This is a genomic window from Oribacterium sp. FC2011 (assembly GCF_000701645.1).
Taxonomy (GTDB): Bacteria; Bacillota; Clostridia; order Lachnospirales; family Lachnospiraceae; genus Oribacterium.
The window spans coordinates 106,263-127,052 of record NZ_JNJM01000013.1 but is presented as its reverse complement, the minus strand read 5'-3'; the positions used below and the strand labels follow the sequence as shown (position 1 = coordinate 127,052).

The window sequence follows — 20,790 nt, the reverse complement described above, 5'->3', positions numbered from 1 at the left end:
GCCCCCACATGGGACACTTTTAAAATCTGTATTAAAATTTCCTACCGCACATAGGACAGTAATTGATCCTGAACCGTTTGGTTTTCATGAAATCAACATCATTTATCATGACGTTTACAGATATGCTATTAGTTGCTGTATCGAAAATACCGAAATTTTTCACTTCAATCCCAAGTTCACGAACTTCTGGGTCGGGAGTGTATTTCTCTTTGGCTTCAAATAAGTACTCATCGGGACAGTTCCCAGGCTCCTCAGAATGACAATATGGACATTCTCCATCAGCAAATTCAACAGGTTCAATGATTTCTAATTCTTTTTTCATTTCTTCTCTCCTTCGTATTTTATAATCAACAAACAAGAATGTTACAGAAGATACATTCCGTAAAATCCACAAGAACAGCGACATATATCTGAATGGTGATCATTTTTCTCTGACCATCAAGAGTAACGTTATCGTTGGTCCATGTACGTTTTACATCAAGTCTTTCAATACATGATGCAAATGACATCATCTTTAATGACTCTGCACTCAACACACACCCGTCTAGCTTCTTCACATAGTCGAGAGTATAGTATCTGTCTACGATTGACTGTATCTTTGACAATGCTATGCTCTCTGACTGGTCCTCTTCCGGAATGTCTTGGAACATCTCTGCTATTTCGTATGCGTCACCAAATGTTTTGGTAGCAGCACGATCAAGCTTCTCTATTCTCTGGATAATTTCGTTCTTCATTTTTGCCCTTTCCGTTATTTTTAGATAAGCCTTCTTGTATGTCTTAGTCTAATTATGTGTAGACTTTTTCCTTTATTAGTATTTTTCAGAAAAAACATATTAAAATTTTTTGCCGGTACTTATCATGCCTCTACATGTGATGCAACAAACCTTGCGAAAGCAGCGCATATAAGGAAAAACGGGATAAATAGAATGTTCTTTACCACAAGTTTAGACACAGCAAACTTTTCATCCTTATTTGGATCAGTGAAATCAAGATATAAGCCTTCTGTTTCTTCATCTATGATAAGCTTTGCTCCTTTATCAAGCTTATGCCCATTTCCATCAATAACTTTTGTGACTTTATATGTTCCAGGCTTAAGTTTCAGTGGGTCTCCACTTTTGTTGACGGTAAACTGATAATTAACAGAGTCCCTTGAAAGTGTGACATTCAAGGGTGTTACAAGACCTTCTGCAAGCTCAACATCAACAACAACATTTCCATCCTCATCAACGTTTGATACATCTGAAAGCATATTTCCCGCTTCATTTTCCGCTAAAACAGTTTCTGCTTCTGTTTCCTGTGCTTCAACTTCTGCCGCATATACAGGACCAATAGATGCTGTTGGTACTGTTGTGAATAGCATTGTTGAGATCATCATTACTTTTAATAGATTCTTATGCATAAGTTACCTCTCAAAATCATTTGTACAGATTAATTATGGGAGGGGTTGTTCCGCTATTAGTAAATTTCTGAGAATTTTTCAAAAAAGAAAAGAGACTCCCTTTCTGAAAGAGTCTCTTTCCCGAGTGTTGATTTATGTTCAACAATTCTTATCCGTACTATGTATTTATGCTTTTATTATCGTCAAACAAAAATATCTTCATAATCATCTTCTTCAAAATCTTCCATATATCTATTAAAATTCTCAGAATCTATGGGCCTATATGTATTATCACCCAGTTCCTGATCTTCTAATGAGTATATTTTGTCGACCTTTTGTGCTTTATCAAACACTTCCTTTATAACCTGCTTTATTTCTTTTGCCCTTTCCGAATCCGTTATGTCAATAAAATTTAGGCCACGTTTTAATTCTACATAGGCCCTAGTCCTGTCCAGGTATTGTTCATATGTCTTACATCCGGTCTCTTTGACAATTTCTTTCTTTAGTTCTTCTTTTATCTCTTCTTTTGCTCTATGATTAGCCTTTCTGAGAAGCTCATTTTCTTCTGCCAAGAACCTGATTTTTTGACTCTTTTTAAAATCCGAAAACTTTAGATCCTTGTAGTCTTCATTAGCTCTTTCGTAATATTCTTCCATCGTCTCTTGTGGCTCCGGTTTACAGAGGCATTCTTTTGCGACATTATCAAGTGGCGTATACAGGAATCTTTTTACATCCTTGTGTTGCGCAAATACTCCACTATTTTCAGGAGAAAGGTCCAAGTCCTTTGAGCAGTCCTGATAATACCTATTGTGAAGCTCTATAAGTGAATTTCTCGTTGGCAGATATGACCGGCTGCTTAATTTTCCATTTGAAATAGGAATCACCAATGCGTGAATATGTGGTTTTCCTTCATCCATGTGTAATACTGCAGATACTACATTTTCTTTACTGAACTCTCTACATAAGAAGTCTATGTTCTTTTTCTTCCATTTGTCATATTTAAAGCCTTTCGGAAGGTCTCCATCACCGAGCTCCATACAAAACGAAATCCCCAAAACCGCATTTTTGTGGATTTTATGTGTGTCATAATATCCGCTTTCACCAATTCTTCTTTGAAATGCCTTTTCGTAAGTTTCTTCCGAATAACCTATCAATTGTTCATTTAGATAAGAACTATCCTTATCTACATTGCAGGCATAGAATCCTTCATGCCTATAATTGTGCTTATAAGCCCGTTGTAGTTCTTTCTTGGTGTGTATGAATTCTATGTTAAAAGTGCCCTTTGCAATGCTCATGATAAGACCTCCCCGTTATGTTCTATAATTTAATTATGGGCGGAGATGATCAAGATAAGGGCATTTGATATTGTGTTTGAAGAAAATTAATGTCCTTAAATCAAAAAAACACCCGTCATTTCGAAAACAACGAGTGTTTTTGTAAAGCCACATTATTCTACGTTAAGAGTGTCTTCCTCAAGGACTGAAGTGGGAAACTGCCAGTCTACGAAGGTAAACAACTCTTTTGCTCTTTCTGTGTCACCATTTACAAGGTTTACGAAATCCCTTACGGAATAAGCATCTTCTCTTGAAATGGTTCCGTCTTCATTATTTTCGTAAGCATACTCTGGAATATAGATTATATCGTCCGGCTTTGATGTATCCCATACGGACTTGTAACCTATACCTTGCCTTAGTGGCATCTCCGGCATGTCATGCCTTTCATTATGCTTTTCAAATTCTTCTATTGTCATTGTTTTCACCCCATGCTGAAGGGGAATACTTCATCGTACTCCCACATCATTGAGTTTCTGTTAGCTTCAACGTAACGCCTTAGCTGTTTTTCAATCCACTCAGGCTTATAAGGTACCTTATATTCCCTCATATATGTTTTAACTGTATCGAAGTTATTGAGTGCCCATCTAAGGAGCACCTGTCCATCTTCTTTTGTTTCAGGCTGGATGGAAGCACAGGTCGGATACTTTTCCGAGACTCGGCACCACTCTTTTATAGCCTTCTCCGGATCGTGTTTATAGACACGGCCCGGTGCTTGCTCGCCATATGGCGATATAGTTGCTGATATCAGGTATTTCATAAATAAAACCTTTCGTTGCCATGGACGGAAACCCACTTGCTTTAGCAGGTGGGAGGAGTCCTGTTTGTTGTTAACCATAAACATATGTGCTACAATATACTTAGCAACAATACAAGAGAAAACCGTTGGGCGTGTTGCTCGCCGAAGGCACTCTTAGTACCTTGAAAAGTATATATGAGGTTGTAACACATAAAAGACTTGGTGTTACGTAAAATATACTCAAGCATCGCCGACTGTATGGCATTATATACAGTTACGACAGAGTAAACTTTGCCGTAAGGGGTGTTGTCAATCACCCCATGATGCAACACCACTTTAGGCTAATGCCTATCGGGGTTTAAAGGTCGGAGGCGTGAGCCGTTAGCACGACTAGGTAGTTGCAAGCCCATGACCTTTAGGTCGTGGGTAATTGACACCGCTCCTCCCAATAGAACCACGAGTTGTGTGGTTTTTCTTCTGGTAATGCGTTTTTCTCCAAATGATACGATATCACCGCCAATCGAATCTTGTATGATTCGATTGGCCTTCAGTAAGGCTTCTTCTTCCGTAAGGGCACTTATGCTCATACGTCTGAACCTTTTCTTAACCGTAACATCGAAATCAAAAGAGAAAGTTTTCTGTGACTTATTCATCTCATCCTCCATATTGCTTGTATTTTTTACAATATGATTATGGTAGAGGATAACTGAGATAACATTCATCCGCATGATAGTACGTACAAGAATAATCGCAGATATCTGGGTTAATTATTCTCTAACACCAACACTTTTTATTGCAAAAAAATACCGGCAGAAACAATCCCCACCGGTTATCAAAGACTCAATATATTTTTTTGCTTGGATTTTTTATCTCTTTTGTCCTGTACTTTCCTGCTCGTTCTCATCTACAAGAAGACTCTCTGGTTCCCCTTTGATTCGTCTCCATGTTTTTAGTTCTTTATCATTTAAATACTTTTCTATAACTATCGGAAGCTTCCCGGATGTCTGTATTTTCCAGTACAAAGTGTCCTTCATTTGGCAGCTTCCACAGGTCCTTGGTCCAAGCATTCCGAAAAAACCAATCCTGGGAGGATAATCCCATCCGCCGACGAAAGCCTCTTCATCAGTAATGAATTCCTTTTTCCCGCAAACTTCACAGTAATGCCAGAAAGGCCTGGTCTTCATGCTTTCCAGTAATTCTTTACTCTCTTTTGATTCCTCATCTTCTTTTTTGACGCGTTCTTTTTCTTCCGAAATCTCTTTCCTAGCATCTTCCAGAAACTGTTCGTCATACGGAGGATCCATCCTAAGCTTAATGCCATCATCTGTAACTTCGAAAATCGAGTCAAACCCCTCTATCGGATTAGGGAATTCTATTTCTGCAACATGCCTCTCATAGGATTCATCATCTTCTACCATTTTTCTGAGTCTAGTGTTCTCCAACCACCTTTCTTTACCGGGGCACATTACATATATTTCTATTTCTGCTTTAACAGCCTCACGTATAGCATCAACATAAACAATACGACGCTTCGCCTTATAAAATGTCTGCTCGACAACAACATCTCTGCCATGTTTCAGCTTACTAATAATGTCACTAAGAAGGTCATCATTTGCTTTCATAAGACACCGAATCTGAACCTGAATAGGCATCCTTCCCTTATACCCGGATTCTTCATAAACCCTATTCTGATAATCAAAAGCATCCAGTATTTCGACATCCTTATTGGAAAAATTCTGGTTGATAAAATATGTTTTTCCTGAAGCCGTAGCTCCGATTACGAATGTTACTTTTGGCATAAATCGATTTCCTCTTCTAACAGCTTTTCTATTCTCATTATACCATCCCTAAGATAATAGAAACATGAGCTACTTTGAAACCAAAAAAGGAATGAGCTTTTTGGGCTCATTCCTCTAAAATAACAGTATTATTTACTAAGTGACTCTGCAAGCTGCTGTCCGCATATATAACCTGATGTTACTGCCCATGCTGCCATGGAACCCGGGATTGCTTCAGTACCGTTGCAGCCGGCTGTAACTTCACCTATAGCATATAGACCGGGGATGACTGTTCCGTCTTCCTTCTGTGCTTCAAAGTTAGCTGTTACATCATATCCGCCAAGTGTTGTTGCAAAACGGAGTCTCTGCTCGATAATGTAAACCGTGCTGTCCTCATCGAACTTTGTGAGGGCTGTACGGCCAAACTCAGAATCAGTACCTGACTCAACGGTCTCATTCCATTTCTTAAGCTCTGCTGATAATGCTTCCGGATCAAGTCCTGCCTTTTCAGCTGCTTCCTTGAGAGTGCCTCTTGCAAATGTCGGATGATCTGAATCAGAGTTAAAGAACTCTTCCTGCTGTTCCATAGAGATATTACCTACGGCAGAAGTATTTGTTGAAACCATCTCTGACCATATATCATAACCGTTCTGATCCATAACGATATACATGATCTCGTCAGGCTGCTTTGTTGTTGCATTCTTGATATCTGCAAATGCGAGTGTTTCATTTACAAAGCGCTTTGAATCCTTGTTTACGAAGAAAGCACCAGTTGTGTTAACTGTTGTAAGGGTAGGCATCGGTGTTGCATATCCATCGATGGTATCTTCACCCTTTGAAATACCGTTAGGATACATCTTAGCATAGCCCATATTGAGCATCTTTGCACCGACAGCTTCACCCATCTTCTGGCCGTCACCCATTGAAGACTTAACACCGTAGAATACAGCATACTGAAGGTCACCCTTCTTTTCTGAGATCATCTCAGCATTGGCACCATATCCGCCTGTAGCAACTACGACAGCATCAGCCTTATATTTAATGGTATTACCATCTGCATCTGTGGCAACTACTCCTACTACTCTTCCTTCATCATCTGTGATAAATTCCTCAGCCTTTGTTTCAAGTTCAAGCTTTCCGCCCTTTGATGTAAAGTTATTTGTGAGGATCTCCATGGCATTTGACATACCGCCGTCACATACGAAGAATCTCTGAACTGTGTGCTCAGGGAAATCACTTGCATAACGGTCATTGAAAGGAACATTCTCTGTTTCCTTTAACCAGTCGAGAGTCTTACCCTGGTTGTTTGCCATGATCCAAACGAGGTCTTCATTGTGATTCTCACCTGAAGCCATGATGTCATCATGGATAAGCTGTGCGCTGTCACCTGTGAGACCAACTTCCTCCTGAAGCTTCGAGAGACCTGCGTCGATACCGCCTGCATTGGAAGTTGCGCCGCCGGTGTAGCTCATCTTTTCAAGAATGGTTACATCCTTAAGTCCTGAATCAAGTGCGGAATTACCACAGGTAAGACCGGCTCCGCCGCCACCGAGAATAAGAAGACTTGTTTCCTTTTCTATAGTCTGTGCTGCAGCTTTCTCGATCTCAGGGAAGTCTTTGTTTGTCATTCCTGCCGCTGCCAATGCTGCCGCTATAGCTTCCTGTACACCACTACTTGTATAAGTAGCTCCGGAAACTGAATCAATGTTAACTGTATGATGCTCGTTCATTTCTGACATCATCTTTTCGATTGCATTACCACCGACATTAGGTGTTTCCTTATCACCAGTAATTACTGCTGATTCAAGGACACCGTCTTTAACGGTTATCTTTACTGTAACATCGCCTTCAAATCCCTTTCCGGTTCCTTCAAATTCACCGCTTACTCCGGCACCCGATGCTTCTGCGGCTGCAGTAGTTTCTGCAGCTGCTTTTGTAGTTTCCTGAGCTGTGGTGGTTGGTGTAGTTGTGGAGCTGCCACAACCAACCAGCGTTGCTGCCATTAACAGCGCAGCTGATGTTCTGAAAACAGATCTTCTCATCTCTAACTCCTCCGTTATTCAAATGTTACTTTATATACATTTATATGTTACCTCGGTAACAATAACAAAAAATTTAACAAATACCTGCATTTCGGTCAATCATAATAAGTGACAAATGAATTCCTGATGATTTGTGCAACATCTACAAGTCATTTAAGGTCGATTTTCCTACCATTGAAATCTAACGGTTAGGTGAGTACACTAAAGAATAAGTTTGAAGAAGGAAATGAAAAAGTATGACTAACAATGCCTCAACCAAAGATATGATCCGCGATACAGCGCTAGAACTGTTTAAAGAACAGGGATATGATAATGTTTCTATCATGGACATTTGCAGAAAATGCGAGATCACAAAACGGACATTTTACTACCATTATGAATCCAAAGCTGAGCTATTAAGTGGTGTAGTAAAATATTGGGGTATTCAGGCAGAGCGTCTCCTAAATACATTTGCCTCAGAAGAAAAAAGCGTAAATATCTTATGGCAGATAATGAAAGTCTATTGCGATAAGTCAATGCAGTATGGTCCAAATATTGTTAAACAGGTTTATATACTGACAATCCAAACGGCTGGTGATGCTCATTTCCCTGAAGGGATGTATCTCTTTGATGTTGCAGTTAAGCTGTTGAAAAAAGCTCAGAATGCCGGGGAAATCCATAATCCATATGATCCTGAATCCATTGCCTTTATTCTATATCACACACTACGTAGTATAAGCATTTCATGGGCTTCAGAAGATGGCAGATATGATCTTATAGCGGAATATAAAAAAGCTTTCGATATTATTGTCGGGATATAAGTAGGGGCTGTTGCTTTAGATTGATAATCATCTAAAGCGACAGCCCCGTAAGGTGCGCCCTTGGTTTCTGCGGGAAATGATTGCCCTTTTAGTTTGATTAAAGCATATAGTATTTGTTCAGGAATGTGGTTCTGTCCCAATCGACGATCCTGACCTCAGACTCCTTAGCCGGATGGATGTCGAACTCGTCAAGGACCATAACTTTCTTGTCCTTAAGGTCGTAGAGAGGCCAATTCTTGGCTTTGCCATCGGGTGAGATGTCGGCACTGAGAGATGGGTCGCCGGTTCTGGCGAACTGTACCCACATCTTACGCATGGTCTTCGAGAAAGTCTCGTCATACTGTCTTCCTTCGATCTGCTCAGGGTGTGCGAATACGATTGGCACCTCTTCGAAATGGGCACTTTTTCGTATCGGATCAGAAGACTCTACCCTATAGAAATATGTGTAGGATTTGCCGCCACCCATAGTCTGGCTCTCCGACATTTTGATAGCACCCTCGATAAACCAGCTGTGGCCGAACAGACGGCTGTCGGGCTCCCAGTCCTCAGTGGTTCCTTCCTTACAAAAGCTTTCCAGCTTTGCTCTCTCTTCATCCGTCAGCATATGGGCATACTTCCTTGTCTTACGGTCAGAGGCCCATGCCTTGAAGCCTTCCACAGTCCAGTCTGCCACGAAGCAGTTCATCTCATCCTTGTTGCAGCCCTGAAGGAAAGTAATGTCTTTGGCGATGCCATTGGCATATGCTTCCCAGGGGTCCAAAGGCAGGATGCGTCCGTCTCTGACAGGGAACAGACGCAATGGAATCGTCTCGGCTGTTGTATCCACCAGCGTCCGGGCATCTACCTTCAGCAAATCGGCAACGGTCTTGCAGCCGAGGGCTTTCATCAGATCATTGGTGGCAGCGATGCTCTCCTCCACGGAATTCGTCTGCGATGGGGCACCGCTTTGTGCGATGACCTTTTGGAAATACTGCTTTGAACCGGGGATGAGGGGCTGCATGGTTACGCTTCCGGCACCGGCCGACTCGCCCCAGATGGTCACGTTATTGGGATCGCCTCCAAAGGCGGCGATGTTTTCATGAACCCATTTTATCGCCATCTTCTGATCCAGCAGCCCCAGGTTCTGTGAGTCAGGATAGTCCTTGCCGTCGGCTAGGTGCGACAGATTCAGGAAACCAAGAACGCCGAGCCTGTAGGCGACAGTGACGAAGATGATATCGGGATTCTCTTTTGCCAAATTAAAGCAATCAAACAGCTCAATACCTGTTCCGCCGGCTGCAAAAGCACCTCCGTGAACCCATACCATTACGGGTTTTTTCTCTGTGGAATCATCATCACTTTTCCATACGTTCAGATACAGACAATCTTCGCCCTGGTTATCGCTGATGGATTTATCCTGAACAGCGAGTTTTGCAAAATGAAAAGCTTCATAAACGCCTTCGTCCGGAGCAAACGAAACCGGTGCTTTCCAGCGCAGGTTGCCCACTGGCTGTTCAGCTACAAAAGGAATGCCTTTGTAGGAGATGATATTCTCCGTTTTCTGACCAACGAATGTTCCGTTACTGCATTTAACGGCCAACGAATTGTCATAATTCCCATCTTTGATCTTTTGGTTTGTCATTAAAGTTCTCCTTTCTATGGTATCAGACAGGGATTTTCAACAATTATATCATCATATTCTGCACTGATGAATAAAAAGCTGGCTGCCGGTGTATTTATGAATTCCGCCGGCTGTTTTTGTATGTTTAATGAGAAGGAAAACCTGATGAACTTTACTTCATAAAGAAGGAAGTCATGCTGAAAATTTTGAAAAACACAGGGCAATTTAGTATTATAATAGCACTTAGGACTGGTCGAAAGACCCGGGTTCACATAATGGGGCTGTCGCACTAAAATGATAATCATTGATCTAAAGCGACAGCCCCTTCCTTAATGCCCTAAAGCTACCGATTTTACCTTACTACCGCCGGAAGACCCCTTTCCCTCCTTGGCCAGATACTCCTCATACAGACCATCCGAGTACTCATCCAACCAACCGGTCCAGATCTTCTTTAGCTGGACTAGTTTCCTATACGCCTTCTCATTTAAGTATTCGGATTTCCATATTATGCTGTCACTGCCTTTGTATTCATCGGCAACACACTCTATAAGATCTTCTCCTTCAGCCGGATAGCTGCCTTTCAAGAGGGCAAAATTTATTGCAACGAATCGTTCTATCTTCTTAGCATCCCATGACTTAAGGATATTAGCGTATGACTCTGTCTGTGCCGAAGAATATCTTCTGTATGCAAGCTCTATCCTATGTTCTAGCGTGAGTTTGTTGTAATAGATCATTGAATTTCCAATGATGTCCATGTAATATGCGGAGTCATCCTGTCTTAAAACATCATTGATTTGGAGGTCATCCTTAAGGGGAGATTCTTCAATAGGATTCCCATACTTATCAAGCTCGTAGTCCTCAGGATTATTCTTGTCTCCGCCTTCTTTTAACGAAGTAAAATCCTTTCTTTCCTTTATCTTTCCCGGCGTTCCCTTTATAACTACATCTTCATTGATTTGTACTGCATCGTTGTTTCTTGTGACTCTTCCTGTCGAATCTATATATGCTTCGTATCCATGTGCAACAGCTTCGTTAATATCATCTACATTAACAAATATCTTGCTTTCACTTACGTTTCCATGCTCATTTCCATTGGCATCTCTCTCAAATGGATCGAATGCGTCTTCATCCTCTTCATAAACCGCATGGAATCCAAGTCCATATCCGTCATTATCGAAGATCTTGTATGTTCCTCCTCCGTTATATAGCCTTGCGGAATCATCATCTTCCGTGCCTTCATGTTCTTCCCGCCATCCCTTAAAGACGCGGTAGTCCATGGCAAGTGTACCCAGTGACTTGTAGAGTGTTATTGTGTCACCGACCTTAGCTTCAAAAGACTTATATAACGAACCGGAGTATACCGACTCATTTGTGTTAGCGTTCTGGAGAAGGTCCTCTCCGTCAGCACTTTCTGGATAATAGAAATTTACTGTGACAGGATCATCGGTTATCACCTTTATGTCATAGTATCCTGGTTCAAAGGTCTTTTTATCCCCCTTGTTTACAAGATACTTATTATCATCCTCGTCAGTTATTGACCAGTAGATGCCTTTCCCGTTTAGCGGGCCATCGCTGTCCCTGTAATCATCCGGATCTTTAAATTCATAAATGTCTGTTTTAAATATCTCTTTGCTTAAAGATTCGATCTCTTCCCCATTCTGTGTATAGAAGTTTAGGAATACGTGATCCCTACTGCTTGTGGAGATGAGATTTTCTCCTGTGAGTGTTGGATTGTCTGATACAACCCTGAACCTCATCTCACCTTCTTTTATTTGAACAGTATCACCCGCCTTATATGTTCTACTTGTGGGCTCCCCGTCCTTATTTATTTCCACCCATTCAATTCCATGTACTTCATCATTATGCTCATTAAACAGGATGTTTCCTTCACCGTCTTCATAACCCAGATACTTATATTTTTCCGGATCAGGAAACGTGAATGTTCTTCCTACCAACATTTTTGTTTCAAGCTTCTCTATTTCCTCGCTGTCTATGGTGTAGAAATAGAGGTATCCGTACTCTTTCTTTGCGGCGCTTACATCCCGTGTGCCTAATATAAGGCACACTATGAGCGTAAGGCATGTGAGCATGGATATTCTTCTTATAAAGTTTTTAAATCTGATAGTTACCATTTATTATCCTTTATGTCTTACTTTTCTTGTTTTGTTTCTCTTTTCCGGCAGCTTCCTGAGCCTTTTCCAAAATACCCGTTGTGTTCTGTGTTGTCTGTTCTTCGCTTTCAGCAGTCTCATTAACCTTTTCCATGATGCCGGTTGATGTCGTGAAGTTATAAGTGAAGGTTAGATCGGTTGTTCCAAATGGATCACTATCATTGCGGGCAAAGGTCATGAACTTATATACAGAATCTTCACCCTTTCTATGAATAATGGTCTCGCCCGGGATGTAATTGTCTCGGTTTTCTATATCTGCTCTGGATGTCAATTTACGTCCATTTACTTCAATCAGATATATATCAGAGAAGCAATCATGTTCATCCGCATGAGTTATTCTTTCTCCACCTCGTAATATTCTGCTAACAGCATCGAGCATCTCCTGGGTGATAGTTCCCCCATTTACTGAATAGCCTAAACTATAAGAGTCATGTGTTTCCGGAGCAAACCAGCCAGAATTAATTACTGCTTTCGGGTTATCGCCATATATGGATTTTTTGTCACATATATTTGCTAGCAAGGATGCTTCATATAGAACTCCTTCATATGAGCCTTGTTCACTTAAACATCCGGCTGTTATTCTTCTTATCTCGTCATCGGTAAGATCAGGCCAAGCCTGTCCCTTAAATGGGTCCTGTATACCGTAGTTTGTTCCGGTACTTATTGCATTTATTCTTCCGAGTCCTCCGCCTGATCGATGGACCTTTAGAGCATCCGGATCATAGTCCACATATTTTCCGACTTTATCGTAATCAATATCCGTTGCGGGCTTCATTCCGGGAAGTCTCGAAATGTTACCTATAGTTACATAGATAACTACTCCCATGTGTCCGCCACACTCATAAACCCATTTGTATTCCTTATGGATATGATCATTCTCATGGATATGGAATGATCCTCCTAAACCATTTGAATCCTTTGGATATGTTTTATTGTCTCCATAGCTTCCGCTTGAAAGCATACATTCCTCAAATTCGTAATCATACTCGGGATCTCCTTGATCATCATATCCAACGAGCACCTTATGCGTATGGTCACCGTGACCTTTGGAGGAATAACCATTAAGGCAGTTTACGCCCCATCTCCATTCTTCTGTCTTTCTCCATCCATCAATTCTTGGAGTCACATCAAGATCATCATCTCTAGGATGTGAGCATAGTCCTGATTTGTGACTTCCTGTTCCGTTTGTGATAGGTACATCACAACTTGAGCACTGCTGACTAAGCTCATTTCCGTCATCATCATATTCCGTAACGATATTCGGTGTGTAATCCTCCTGAAGCCACATGACTTTTCCGTCCTCGGGACAAGCTCCTGTGACAGCGTCTGTCACCATTCCGGATGTATCCTGTGCGTCATCAGTACCCGTAACCTGTGTGGCCGAATTTCCGGGTCTGTATTCCTCGATGGTTATCTGATGTGTTGCCGCCCAAAGGAACTCACAGTAATCAATGAAATACTGCCTTATCTCTTGTTCTGCCAACAGGTCATCACCCTTAAGGTTAACAGTGTTTCTGAAAGTGTAAGGTATATATCTTGACGCCATTGAAAGGATATCTTCGGTGTTATTAAGGTCTACATGATTAGGCTCAAGCTCATTACCGTAGGCATCTCTGAATACTACTCTCTCGGCTTCGTAGAAAGTAACATTCTCATTTGCAACAGAACCTACCTGATATGCAAAATTCTGTCTGTTGTTAAGTGACTCATTTATTATGTTTGAGAAATTTTTGTTCTTTTCTTCAAGTGAATCCTTCACCATCGCTAATAAGTCTGTTTCATCAGCAATGATACCGTTTGCAAGAGTTCCATTCTTTGAACCACTATCCGACGGATCATCGATGTTTGTGAGCATTGATATAAGTGATGTAAGACATGCTACTACAAATACAATTAGCACCACGTACCAGAATACTGCGCTTATGGATCCCACGACGCCGGCGAGTGTAGCTGATGCTGAACTTACAGCTGCCGACACAGCCTGATATGCGGCTGTGCTTGTGATCTTTCCGACGAGAGCCTTTGCAGCTGTTCCTACTGAAGTCTTAGCAAGATATCCTGCGAGTTTAGCAGATGCTTTTGAACCGAATTTTGCTAGTGTATTGTCGAAACCGAATCTTTTGGCTACTGCTTTCGCCACGTTACCAGCCTTTGCTTTCTCCATGAACGATACCACCTGAGTCGCCTTTACCGATGCATGGATGCTTATCTTTGCAACACCTTTTGCGTAGGCATTTATAAGGTTTATTAGGCTGTTGTATGCCGTTCTGAGTCCTCTTGCGGTCTGTGTAAAGCTTCTTAGTCCGTGTCCAAAGTCAGTGTCCCGGAGTGCTTCCCCGACTTTCATTGAGACAAGCATGAAATAACTTCCCATAAGCTGTGAGAACTTCGGCATACGGAATAGTCTTTCCTGATTTGCTGCTTTAAGAAGTGATATAAACTGTTGTGCTTCTTCAGAACTGCTCACTCTTTTTAGCTTTTTCATGATGTCATCAAGGAATGCCTGGTCAAAGATATTCGCTTTTTTCATACCGAGAAGGATCTTCTTAGCCTCGTCAGAACATTTCATATTGCATATTACGTTTGCAATGTTTTGGTCGGTGAAACGTCTTACCATGTTAAGGAAACCACCATTCCTTGTTCCCATAAGAGAACTCATGAGTGAGTTTGTTTCCCCAACATTCACACCTTTCATAAGTGATTTCCAGCTTTCAAGTGTTTTTTTATCTATGCCGAACTTTTTGATTATGTCGGCGTCATTTATATTTACTCCTTTCAGAATTTTTTCCTGTAATGACCTAAAGTCACCTACTTTATCTTTTCCGATGTGGAAATACTGCATTATCTCTGCATCGGTATAATCCGCAAAACTCTTGTGGATGAGCTTATCAAACAATAGATTATTCTTCAGCGTGTTAAGAGAGGAGTTTTCTCCAATGACATCCATATACTCATCAAAGATGTTCTTAAATACCCCTGCCGAGATATTAGTATGTGCACCGTTTACCATTGCCCCATGCGCAAGGAGACATCCCATTGCATAATTCATCATGGGTGATGCATACATGTAGCATTCTCTTAGTACCTGTTGTCCGTCAGAACCACTCATTACAGCATTCATTGCAACTCTTCCGGCAATCTTTCCCACCTGATGAACAGATTTCATATCGCTCAGCGACTTAAAGGTGTTAATGGTCCTTTGCGTCATGATTTCCTTTGTGAAATCGATGGTGTGGGTTTTTACTATTTCGCTCGCGAATAAACTATCATTTGCATATGTGCTACTTTGAGTAAATCTATTTTCTTCGGTTTTAGTTTTAGTATTAAAGGGATTTTTACCGTTACCATTACCAAACGCCCATTCATTTACATTGACACCCTGACTAAAGATATCTTTTTCTGTAGTGCCGGCAGCATTACTGTCGAAATTATAGATTCCTGTTTTGCTAATGCGTTCTTTTTTAGTATTCAGTTCATCTATCTTTTCTGAACGTTCATCAATCTGCCTTTTTATTTCTTTAAGCTCTTCAAGCTTTACGGATGATGTGGTTCTGCCTCTGTAGTTAGGATTATTCTCCTCTGCTTTTTCTTCCTTCTTTTTAAATGGATCCTCTCTGTTACTTCTGCCACCAAATCTATCCTTACAGTAAGACTCAAATCTTTTGGTTGTGCCCTTTACCTGATCACGTATCTCGTCAAATTTTTTTACGATATCAGGTGTTATTGGTGTCGTTTTTACTGTGCCTGTCTTACCAAGATTTTCTTCAGTAACATCCTTTAAATTGGTTGCTTTTGTTGTTCCGAAGCCTGTTTTCTTTTCCGATAAGTCCTTGCTCGGTTCGTCAACTCTCTTTTCCGTTACACTTCTATATGGCTCGTAGGTTTTGTTTTCGGTTATGTCCTTTTTAGGTTCATCGGAACTTGCTCCTGTTACGTTTCTGTATGAACCGTCTGTTTTTGTTTCATAAGGACTTTTCTTTTGTGATTCATTATATTCGTTACTCCATTCATCGGGCTTTCTTACTGCTTCCTGAGTTTTCGGAGTTGTTTTAATCGTACTGTCAGTTTTTTGAGAACTATCTTCAGCTTTTATCTCATCATTAGCCAGGTTATCAAGGGTTACATCTCTGAGATTGGTGCCCTGGGATGTTTCAAAACTCGCATTATTTTCCGATGAGCCCTTATTCTGTTCATCTTTTTTATTCTCAAAAGGACTTTCATAAGAAGATATTTCTTCTGTGGTAGGTACGTAAGAGTGAGTGTCTGATCCCTTGTTTTCTCTCTCATAAGAAGTTGTTTCCTCTGTAGGAGGGACGTGAGAGGGAATGTCCGATTCCTTGTTCTCTCTCTTTTTCTTCTTTTTGTCATAAAAGTCATCATCAACCGGAGAATCTTCATCATCTTCGGGTGATTCCTCTTCTTCAACCGGTTCTTCTTCAGCTTCCTCTGGTTCTTCTTGAAGGGATTCCTCTATATCCCTTTCTAATTCTTCTGCTTCTTCCAGTGCTTTTTGTTCTTCTTCAAGCTGCTTTTCTATCTCAGCAAGATACTCAGACTTAATATCTTGTATCCCTTCATAATCTATATATCTTGCTACAAGAACATTTTCTGAATATGCTTTGAATTCCGGCCCGAAGGCACCAACACCGACAAACTCAGCTTGTATACCCTTTTCTCTAAGTTTTACAGAAAATTCACCGAGAGTTTGTGTGTCTGCTGTCACAACAACCATCCGGTCATCATGCATCAGGTCTCTTTCAAAAGAACGATTTCTCTGAATAGTGACTTCTGTAAGCTTATATGTATTTATATGATATTCCTGATATAGATCGAAAAATTCCGGGAATGCTTCTAATATCGATGCGTAAGCCTGAATAATCAGCTTTATGGAATTCTTGTCAGTAGATCTTAAATTTGTCATGTAGTCCTAATCCTCCGTATAGGAGAATTATGTGTGGACTTCTTTTCGTATTAGGTTTTTTTGAGAAATTTTGTAATATTTCTATCAGTTCAGGCATAATGCCACGTCCATAGGAGCTACGCATCGCATGGGTGTGGGTGAATGCCTTTAAGCCACTCCTTGATTTTTGATGTATTCCTGTACCATCGATAATGAATTTTCACTCACGGTACACACGAAGTAACTTTCAGACCAGAAATATGGCTCCCAGTACCATTTTTTGAGCAGTGTATCTCCGTACAGTTTTCGGATGGTTCTTGATGACTGGGTCTTGACCACATTAACAAGCTCTCCGGGAGCTGTCATCGGGTCTGCCTCGAACAGGATGTGTATATGATCTTCCTCACCGTTCATCTCAAGTATATTAAGACCTCTTTCCTCAAAGAGGTCTTTTATCTTATCATAAAGGTTTTCGCCAAGGACCCCTGTTATCACCGGATGGCGGTATTTGGTGACAAGGACCATATGGTATTGCAGTAAAAAACAGCTGTGCCTGTTTACATAATAGGATTGGTTTTGTTTGCGTTTATACATGTTACCTCCTTTACAACCATATATACAATTATTATAATTATATACGATAAATACTGAGTTTTTAAGGGGTACAACCATTTGTATATTGTAAGCCATATAAATATTACAAATACCAGACATTGGTCATATGGTTATTGCAACAATTATACTGTTTTGGCGTGGAAACTTTACAATGCTTCGCTATACAGAATCAGACAATGTTTTACAGGCTGGGATAAGTCTGTCCGTACGGTTAATGAAGCAGAGGTTTTTAAAGAGATCAAACTTCTTGAAAGCAGTTATCCTTCGATAAGGGTTAAGCGGGTTATTAGTTATTCTCATCTTGAAAAGCTCATGCGTGTAACAAAAAACCCTGATTTCTTTACATCACTTCCCATGCAGACAGCACAGGCAGTCGTAAAACAGGCAGTGCAGGACTTCAAGAACTGGCTTGCGACGATTAAGGATTATAAAAAGCATCCTGACAAATATCTTGGCAAACCTAAAATGCCGCATTACAAAAAGTCAGCCTGCACGGTTACGATCACTAATCAGGATGCAGTTGTTTATGGGAGAGAGTTAAAGCTACCTCTTGTCAAAGAGAGGCTTAAAATAGCCAACATTCCTGCAAACAGCAAGCTTAAAGAATTAAAGATTATCCCTTATTACGGAAGATTTATCATGTCGCTGACTTTTGAAAGTGACGATATCAATGTCAAAAACAATGGCCTTAACAAGGCAGGTATAGACTTTGGAGTGGATAATATTGCAGCTATAGTATCAACGGATGGTTCATCCAGGATATACAAAGGCGGTGCTATTCTTTCCAAAAACGCTTATTATGCCAAAAACAAGGCTAAAGCCGTAAGCATAATCACAAAAGGTCATTCTAAAATGCATGCTGATTCAAAGCATCTAAGGCAGTTGGGTTATAACCACGCAAATTTTGTCAGGGACCAGATCCACAAAATCAGCCGCAGTATTGCTGATTACTGTTTAAGCCACGATGTAAGCCTGCTTGTACTTGGAGAAAATAAGTATTGGAAGCAGAGACTTAATATCGGTGATTCAAACAATCAGAATTTCGTCCAGATGCCAATAGCAAAGTTAAAGCAGATGATCCAGTATAAGGCTTCCATGGCGGGTATAACCGTTGTACTACAGGAAGAAAGCTACACATCCAAAGCAAGTTTTCTTGATGGTGACTATATTCCCGTGTATGGAATTGATAATTATAATGCTGATTTTTCCGGTTCACGAATTAAACGTGGGCTTTATCGTAATGCGAACGGAACCGTTATAAATGCTGACATCAATGGAGCTGCAAACATTCTTAGAAAGGCTGACCCAAATGCGTGGCATTTAAACAAACTGGACAGCATTGAATTTCTCACAAATCCTGAAGTGTTAGGATTCCACGAACTGAATCCCCAAGGTATTCCGGTAAGACGGATAAAGGCTGCGTGAACTAGCCTGTGTTGGTACGGACAGCTACAGAAAAAGAGCCATACTTTAAGTACAGCTCTTCTTGTAGTTCGAAAGACGTAAGTGTTACGACCGCCAAAGATACCACCTCTATAAGCCCGTCAGGGTGTTAGGGGTGGAGGTTCATCAGCAACTATAATGTTAGAGTGAAATCTATACATAATTATAGTGAGAATACTGATATAATCATTATTTGCATCACAACTGGTCCGAGGTATTTTATGGGTTTTATAAGAAAAATCTTTGATGTAGATAAAAAATCAGATGCTGGTTCGCTTAATGAGTCAGGTGACAAGACTTATGACAATACTCTTCATAAGACAATAAATGATGTTCCTGTCAAAACGGAGGCTCCAACAGTCCTTCGCCCTTGTCACAATCAAGGTTCCTTAGCAAACACGTCCTCTACGGATAAACGTTTATTCACGCCTTTAGAGGAACATGAAACCCTTGTATATCATACTGATTGGGGAAAGCGAGATTATGACGTTTCAGAAATTCAGCTAAGAACCATGTACAACAACAGGGAAACTGATGAGATGAGTAAAGATTTTAAGAAAATCATTACTGAAAATCTTGCTGTGAGAAATCTCTGCGATGCTGCTCGGGAGTATGGATTCTACAGTACATTTATTGTCGGTGACCGCCATACATATTTTGTATACGGAACAGATAACGAATACATCAATACAACAGAGTTTGTCGAGCATAACGGAAGACTATTCCCCCTTGAGTTTGTCTTAGAAAACGGATATTCATATTCTGAGTTTTTCTGCTGTTTTAAATGGACTGCTGTTAATATTGATGCTTTTCTTGATCCACGTAGTCATGAAACTGACAGGACTTCAAAACTTCTTTTCATGATTATGGCTGACCTTGAATTTTTGCTTACTACATATAAGCGCTATAACCTTGAGGTCCCGGAGTATGTTTTATGGGACCAGTCAACCGTTAACTATATACATGTCTGTGATGCCGTAGTTGCAAACCCACAGCAGAACGGTACGATCAAAAACCATTATGCCGATGTGCTTGTTAAAACACTAAAGGATATAGCTGTATGGTGCTATCCTGCAAGAAACAATGAGAGCATTGGATATCTCGCGTTCATCCTGGGGACCAGATATAACGTTTTTCATGGCATTAAAGGCGGAGCACACAAAATCTATACTTCCCAAAAGAACTGGAATGATTTTGTGTGGCAGGCAGAAGCAACGAATCCAAAGGCTTTCTATGACTCTTCCTTTAGTCCAGAAGAAGCAGAATTCATACTTAAAGGAATGAGAGAACGATGGGCGCCTTGCCGTGTAGTTGAGAAAAACTCCACTATTACTAAAATGGAAATAGATACAGCACTCAGTTCCACGCTCTATAATGAAGACTCAAAAAAACATTTTGTGAGCAAAGAAGTGACATTAAGATACTGTGCTTTTGATGAAGGTTTAGTTGATTATCTTAGCGAGGAATATACAGAACAGGTACTTTCAAAAGAGTGTATGGATTATGGTGACCAGCTTATTAAGGAGCTTGATTCTGACGAGATGGCAGCTACAACATCACACACAGGTATTGGAATGATTACCGTCAAACCATATGAGCTTGAAGGGTTAATGGATTTAGCATTAGAATATCATGTTAATTTTGGGCATCCAAGATCATGGAGATTCCGTAGAACGTTCAAGGACGGAATTGTTTTTGTCTACCAGTACCATGATATCCCTGTTGTTAACAGTTTCGGATCAAATGGTTCAGGCCACAGGGCCTGCTCTATGACAAACTCCTTCTCTGAACTCCGTGTGCGTACACCTGCTTATAACGGAAAGATATGGCTGGCTGAACAATCCTATCAAAGTGGTGCCTCTCATCCTATCCCATATTCAAATTACACACAATACCTCATTGACAGAGGGTTCCTAGTATCTAATGACGGCATGGATATTCCGATACCGGACGAAGCAACATTAAAGGAACATACCTGATTCTTTAACTATAT

At 40.7% G+C, this 20,790-nt stretch carries 16 protein-coding genes; 3 read left to right on the top strand and 13 right to left on the bottom strand.

Annotated elements, in window-relative coordinates:
• Positions 1 to 31 precede the first annotated feature (31 nt).
• From T357_RS0111960 to T357_RS0111920, 9 genes are all read right to left on the bottom strand, one after another.
• A complete protein-coding gene (locus tag T357_RS0111960; protein ID WP_031552860.1) occupies positions 32 to 322 on the bottom strand; it encodes a hypothetical protein in 291 nt (96 codons plus the stop codon).
• 25 nt (positions 323 to 347) lie between these two features.
• Positions 348 to 734, bottom strand: coding sequence for a hypothetical protein (locus tag T357_RS0111955; RefSeq protein ID WP_031552858.1), 387 nt, complete (start codon positions 732 to 734; stop codon positions 348 to 350).
• Between the two features lie 122 nt (positions 735 to 856).
• A complete protein-coding gene (locus T357_RS0111950; protein WP_031552856.1) occupies positions 857 to 1,399 on the bottom strand; it encodes a hypothetical protein in 543 nt (180 codons plus the stop codon).
• A 182-nt stretch (positions 1,400 to 1,581) separates the two neighbouring features.
• Entirely contained in the window at positions 1,582 to 2,673 is a 1,092-nt protein-coding gene (gene mobV, locus T357_RS0111945) for a MobV family relaxase (protein ID WP_031552854.1), read from the bottom strand.
• Between the two features lie 152 nt (positions 2,674 to 2,825).
• Entirely contained in the window at positions 2,826 to 3,128 is a 303-nt protein-coding gene (locus tag T357_RS0111940) for a hypothetical protein (RefSeq protein ID WP_031552852.1), read from the bottom strand.
• A 5-nt stretch (positions 3,129 to 3,133) separates the two neighbouring features.
• The gene (locus T357_RS0111935) at positions 3,134 to 3,469 is read right to left on the bottom strand and encodes a hypothetical protein (protein ID WP_031552849.1); all 336 of its coding nucleotides are present in this window, start codon (positions 3,467 to 3,469) and stop codon (positions 3,134 to 3,136) included.
• Positions 3,470 to 3,789: 320 nt separating this feature from the next.
• On the bottom strand, positions 3,790 to 4,101 hold the full coding sequence (locus tag T357_RS0111930) for a hypothetical protein (RefSeq protein ID WP_031552845.1): 312 nt from the start codon (positions 4,099 to 4,101) through the stop codon (positions 3,790 to 3,792).
• Positions 4,102 to 4,314: 213 nt separating this feature from the next.
• Complete coding sequence (locus tag T357_RS20875; RefSeq protein ID WP_081828149.1) at positions 4,315 to 5,247, bottom strand: AAA family ATPase; 933 nt, start codon at positions 5,245 to 5,247, stop codon at positions 4,315 to 4,317.
• Between the two features lie 128 nt (positions 5,248 to 5,375).
• Entirely contained in the window at positions 5,376 to 7,268 is a 1,893-nt protein-coding gene (locus tag T357_RS0111920) for an FAD-dependent oxidoreductase (protein WP_031552839.1), read from the bottom strand.
• 236 nt (positions 7,269 to 7,504) lie between these two features.
• On the opposite strand from T357_RS0111920, the gene T357_RS0111915 reads away from it, so the two are divergent.
• The gene (locus tag T357_RS0111915; RefSeq protein ID WP_031552836.1) at positions 7,505 to 8,068 is read left to right on the top strand and encodes a TetR/AcrR family transcriptional regulator; all 564 of its coding nucleotides are present in this window, start codon (positions 7,505 to 7,507) and stop codon (positions 8,066 to 8,068) included.
• A 97-nt stretch (positions 8,069 to 8,165) separates the two neighbouring features.
• On the opposite strand, the gene T357_RS20370 is transcribed toward T357_RS0111915, so the two are convergent.
• From T357_RS20370 to tnpA, 4 genes are all read right to left on the bottom strand, one after another.
• Positions 8,166 to 9,689, bottom strand: a complete 1,524-nt coding sequence (locus tag T357_RS20370; RefSeq protein WP_049962405.1) for a carboxylesterase/lipase family protein — start codon at positions 9,687 to 9,689, stop codon at positions 8,166 to 8,168.
• 308 nt (positions 9,690 to 9,997) lie between these two features.
• Positions 9,998 to 11,800: a hypothetical protein gene (locus T357_RS0111900; protein ID WP_031552828.1), complete on the bottom strand. Its 1,803-nt coding sequence runs from the start codon at positions 11,798 to 11,800 to the stop codon at positions 9,998 to 10,000.
• A 10-nt stretch (positions 11,801 to 11,810) separates the two neighbouring features.
• Positions 11,811 to 16,760 carry a hypothetical protein gene (locus T357_RS0111895; protein ID WP_031552826.1) on the bottom strand — a complete coding sequence of 1,650 codons (4,950 nt, stop codon included), beginning with the start codon at positions 16,758 to 16,760 and terminating at the stop codon, positions 11,811 to 11,813.
• A 147-nt stretch (positions 16,761 to 16,907) separates the two neighbouring features.
• Complete coding sequence (gene tnpA, locus T357_RS0111890; protein ID WP_031552824.1) at positions 16,908 to 17,333, bottom strand: IS200/IS605 family transposase; 426 nt, start codon at positions 17,331 to 17,333, stop codon at positions 16,908 to 16,910.
• Positions 17,334 to 17,411: 78 nt separating this feature from the next.
• Here tnpA and T357_RS0111885 point away from each other — a divergent pair, with 78 nt between their 5' ends.
• Together T357_RS0111885 and T357_RS0111880 are read left to right on the top strand one after the other, a co-directional pair.
• Positions 17,412 to 18,779, top strand: coding sequence for an RNA-guided endonuclease InsQ/TnpB family protein (locus tag T357_RS0111885; RefSeq protein WP_049962404.1), 1,368 nt, complete (start codon positions 17,412 to 17,414; stop codon positions 18,777 to 18,779).
• Between the two features lie 239 nt (positions 18,780 to 19,018).
• Positions 19,019 to 20,776 carry a hypothetical protein gene (locus T357_RS0111880; protein ID WP_031552818.1) on the top strand — a complete coding sequence of 586 codons (1,758 nt, stop codon included), beginning with the start codon at positions 19,019 to 19,021 and terminating at the stop codon, positions 20,774 to 20,776.
• Positions 20,777 to 20,790: the final 14 nt, after the last annotated feature.

What these genes read in the sequence shown, in the direction of transcription:
- T357_RS0111960 (WP_031552860.1), bottom strand. Translation starts at nt 322, where the DNA reads ATGAAAAAAGAATTAGAAATCATTGAACCTGTTGAATTTGCTGATGGA.
- T357_RS0111955 (WP_031552858.1), bottom strand. Translation starts at nt 734, where the DNA reads ATGAAGAACGAAATTATCCAGAGAATAGAGAAGCTTGATCGTGCTGCT.
- T357_RS0111950 (WP_031552856.1), bottom strand. Translation starts at nt 1,399, where the DNA reads ATGCATAAGAATCTATTAAAAGTAATGATGATCTCAACAATGCTATTC.
- mobV (WP_031552854.1), bottom strand. Translation starts at nt 2,673, where the DNA reads ATGAGCATTGCAAAGGGCACTTTTAACATAGAATTCATACACACCAAG.
- T357_RS0111940 (WP_031552852.1), bottom strand. Translation starts at nt 3,128, where the DNA reads ATGACAATAGAAGAATTTGAAAAGCATAATGAAAGGCATGACATGCCG.
- T357_RS0111935 (WP_031552849.1), bottom strand. Translation starts at nt 3,469, where the DNA reads ATGAAATACCTGATATCAGCAACTATATCGCCATATGGCGAGCAAGCA.
- T357_RS0111930 (WP_031552845.1), bottom strand. Translation starts at nt 4,101, where the DNA reads ATGAATAAGTCACAGAAAACTTTCTCTTTTGATTTCGATGTTACGGTT.
- T357_RS20875 (WP_081828149.1), bottom strand. Translation starts at nt 5,247, where the DNA reads ATGCCAAAAGTAACATTCGTAATCGGAGCTACGGCTTCAGGAAAAACA.
- T357_RS0111920 (WP_031552839.1), bottom strand. Translation starts at nt 7,268, where the DNA reads ATGAGAAGATCTGTTTTCAGAACATCAGCTGCGCTGTTAATGGCAGCA.
- T357_RS0111915 (WP_031552836.1), top strand. Translation starts at nt 7,505, where the DNA reads ATGACTAACAATGCCTCAACCAAAGATATGATCCGCGATACAGCGCTA.
- T357_RS20370 (WP_049962405.1), bottom strand. Translation starts at nt 9,689, where the DNA reads ATGACAAACCAAAAGATCAAAGATGGGAATTATGACAATTCGTTGGCC.
- T357_RS0111900 (WP_031552828.1), bottom strand. Translation starts at nt 11,800, where the DNA reads ATGGTAACTATCAGATTTAAAAACTTTATAAGAAGAATATCCATGCTC.
- T357_RS0111895 (WP_031552826.1), bottom strand. Translation starts at nt 16,760, where the DNA reads ATGACAAATTTAAGATCTACTGACAAGAATTCCATAAAGCTGATTATT.
- tnpA (WP_031552824.1), bottom strand. Translation starts at nt 17,333, where the DNA reads ATGTATAAACGCAAACAAAACCAATCCTATTATGTAAACAGGCACAGC.
- T357_RS0111880 (WP_031552818.1), top strand. Translation starts at nt 19,019, where the DNA reads ATGGGTTTTATAAGAAAAATCTTTGATGTAGATAAAAAATCAGATGCT.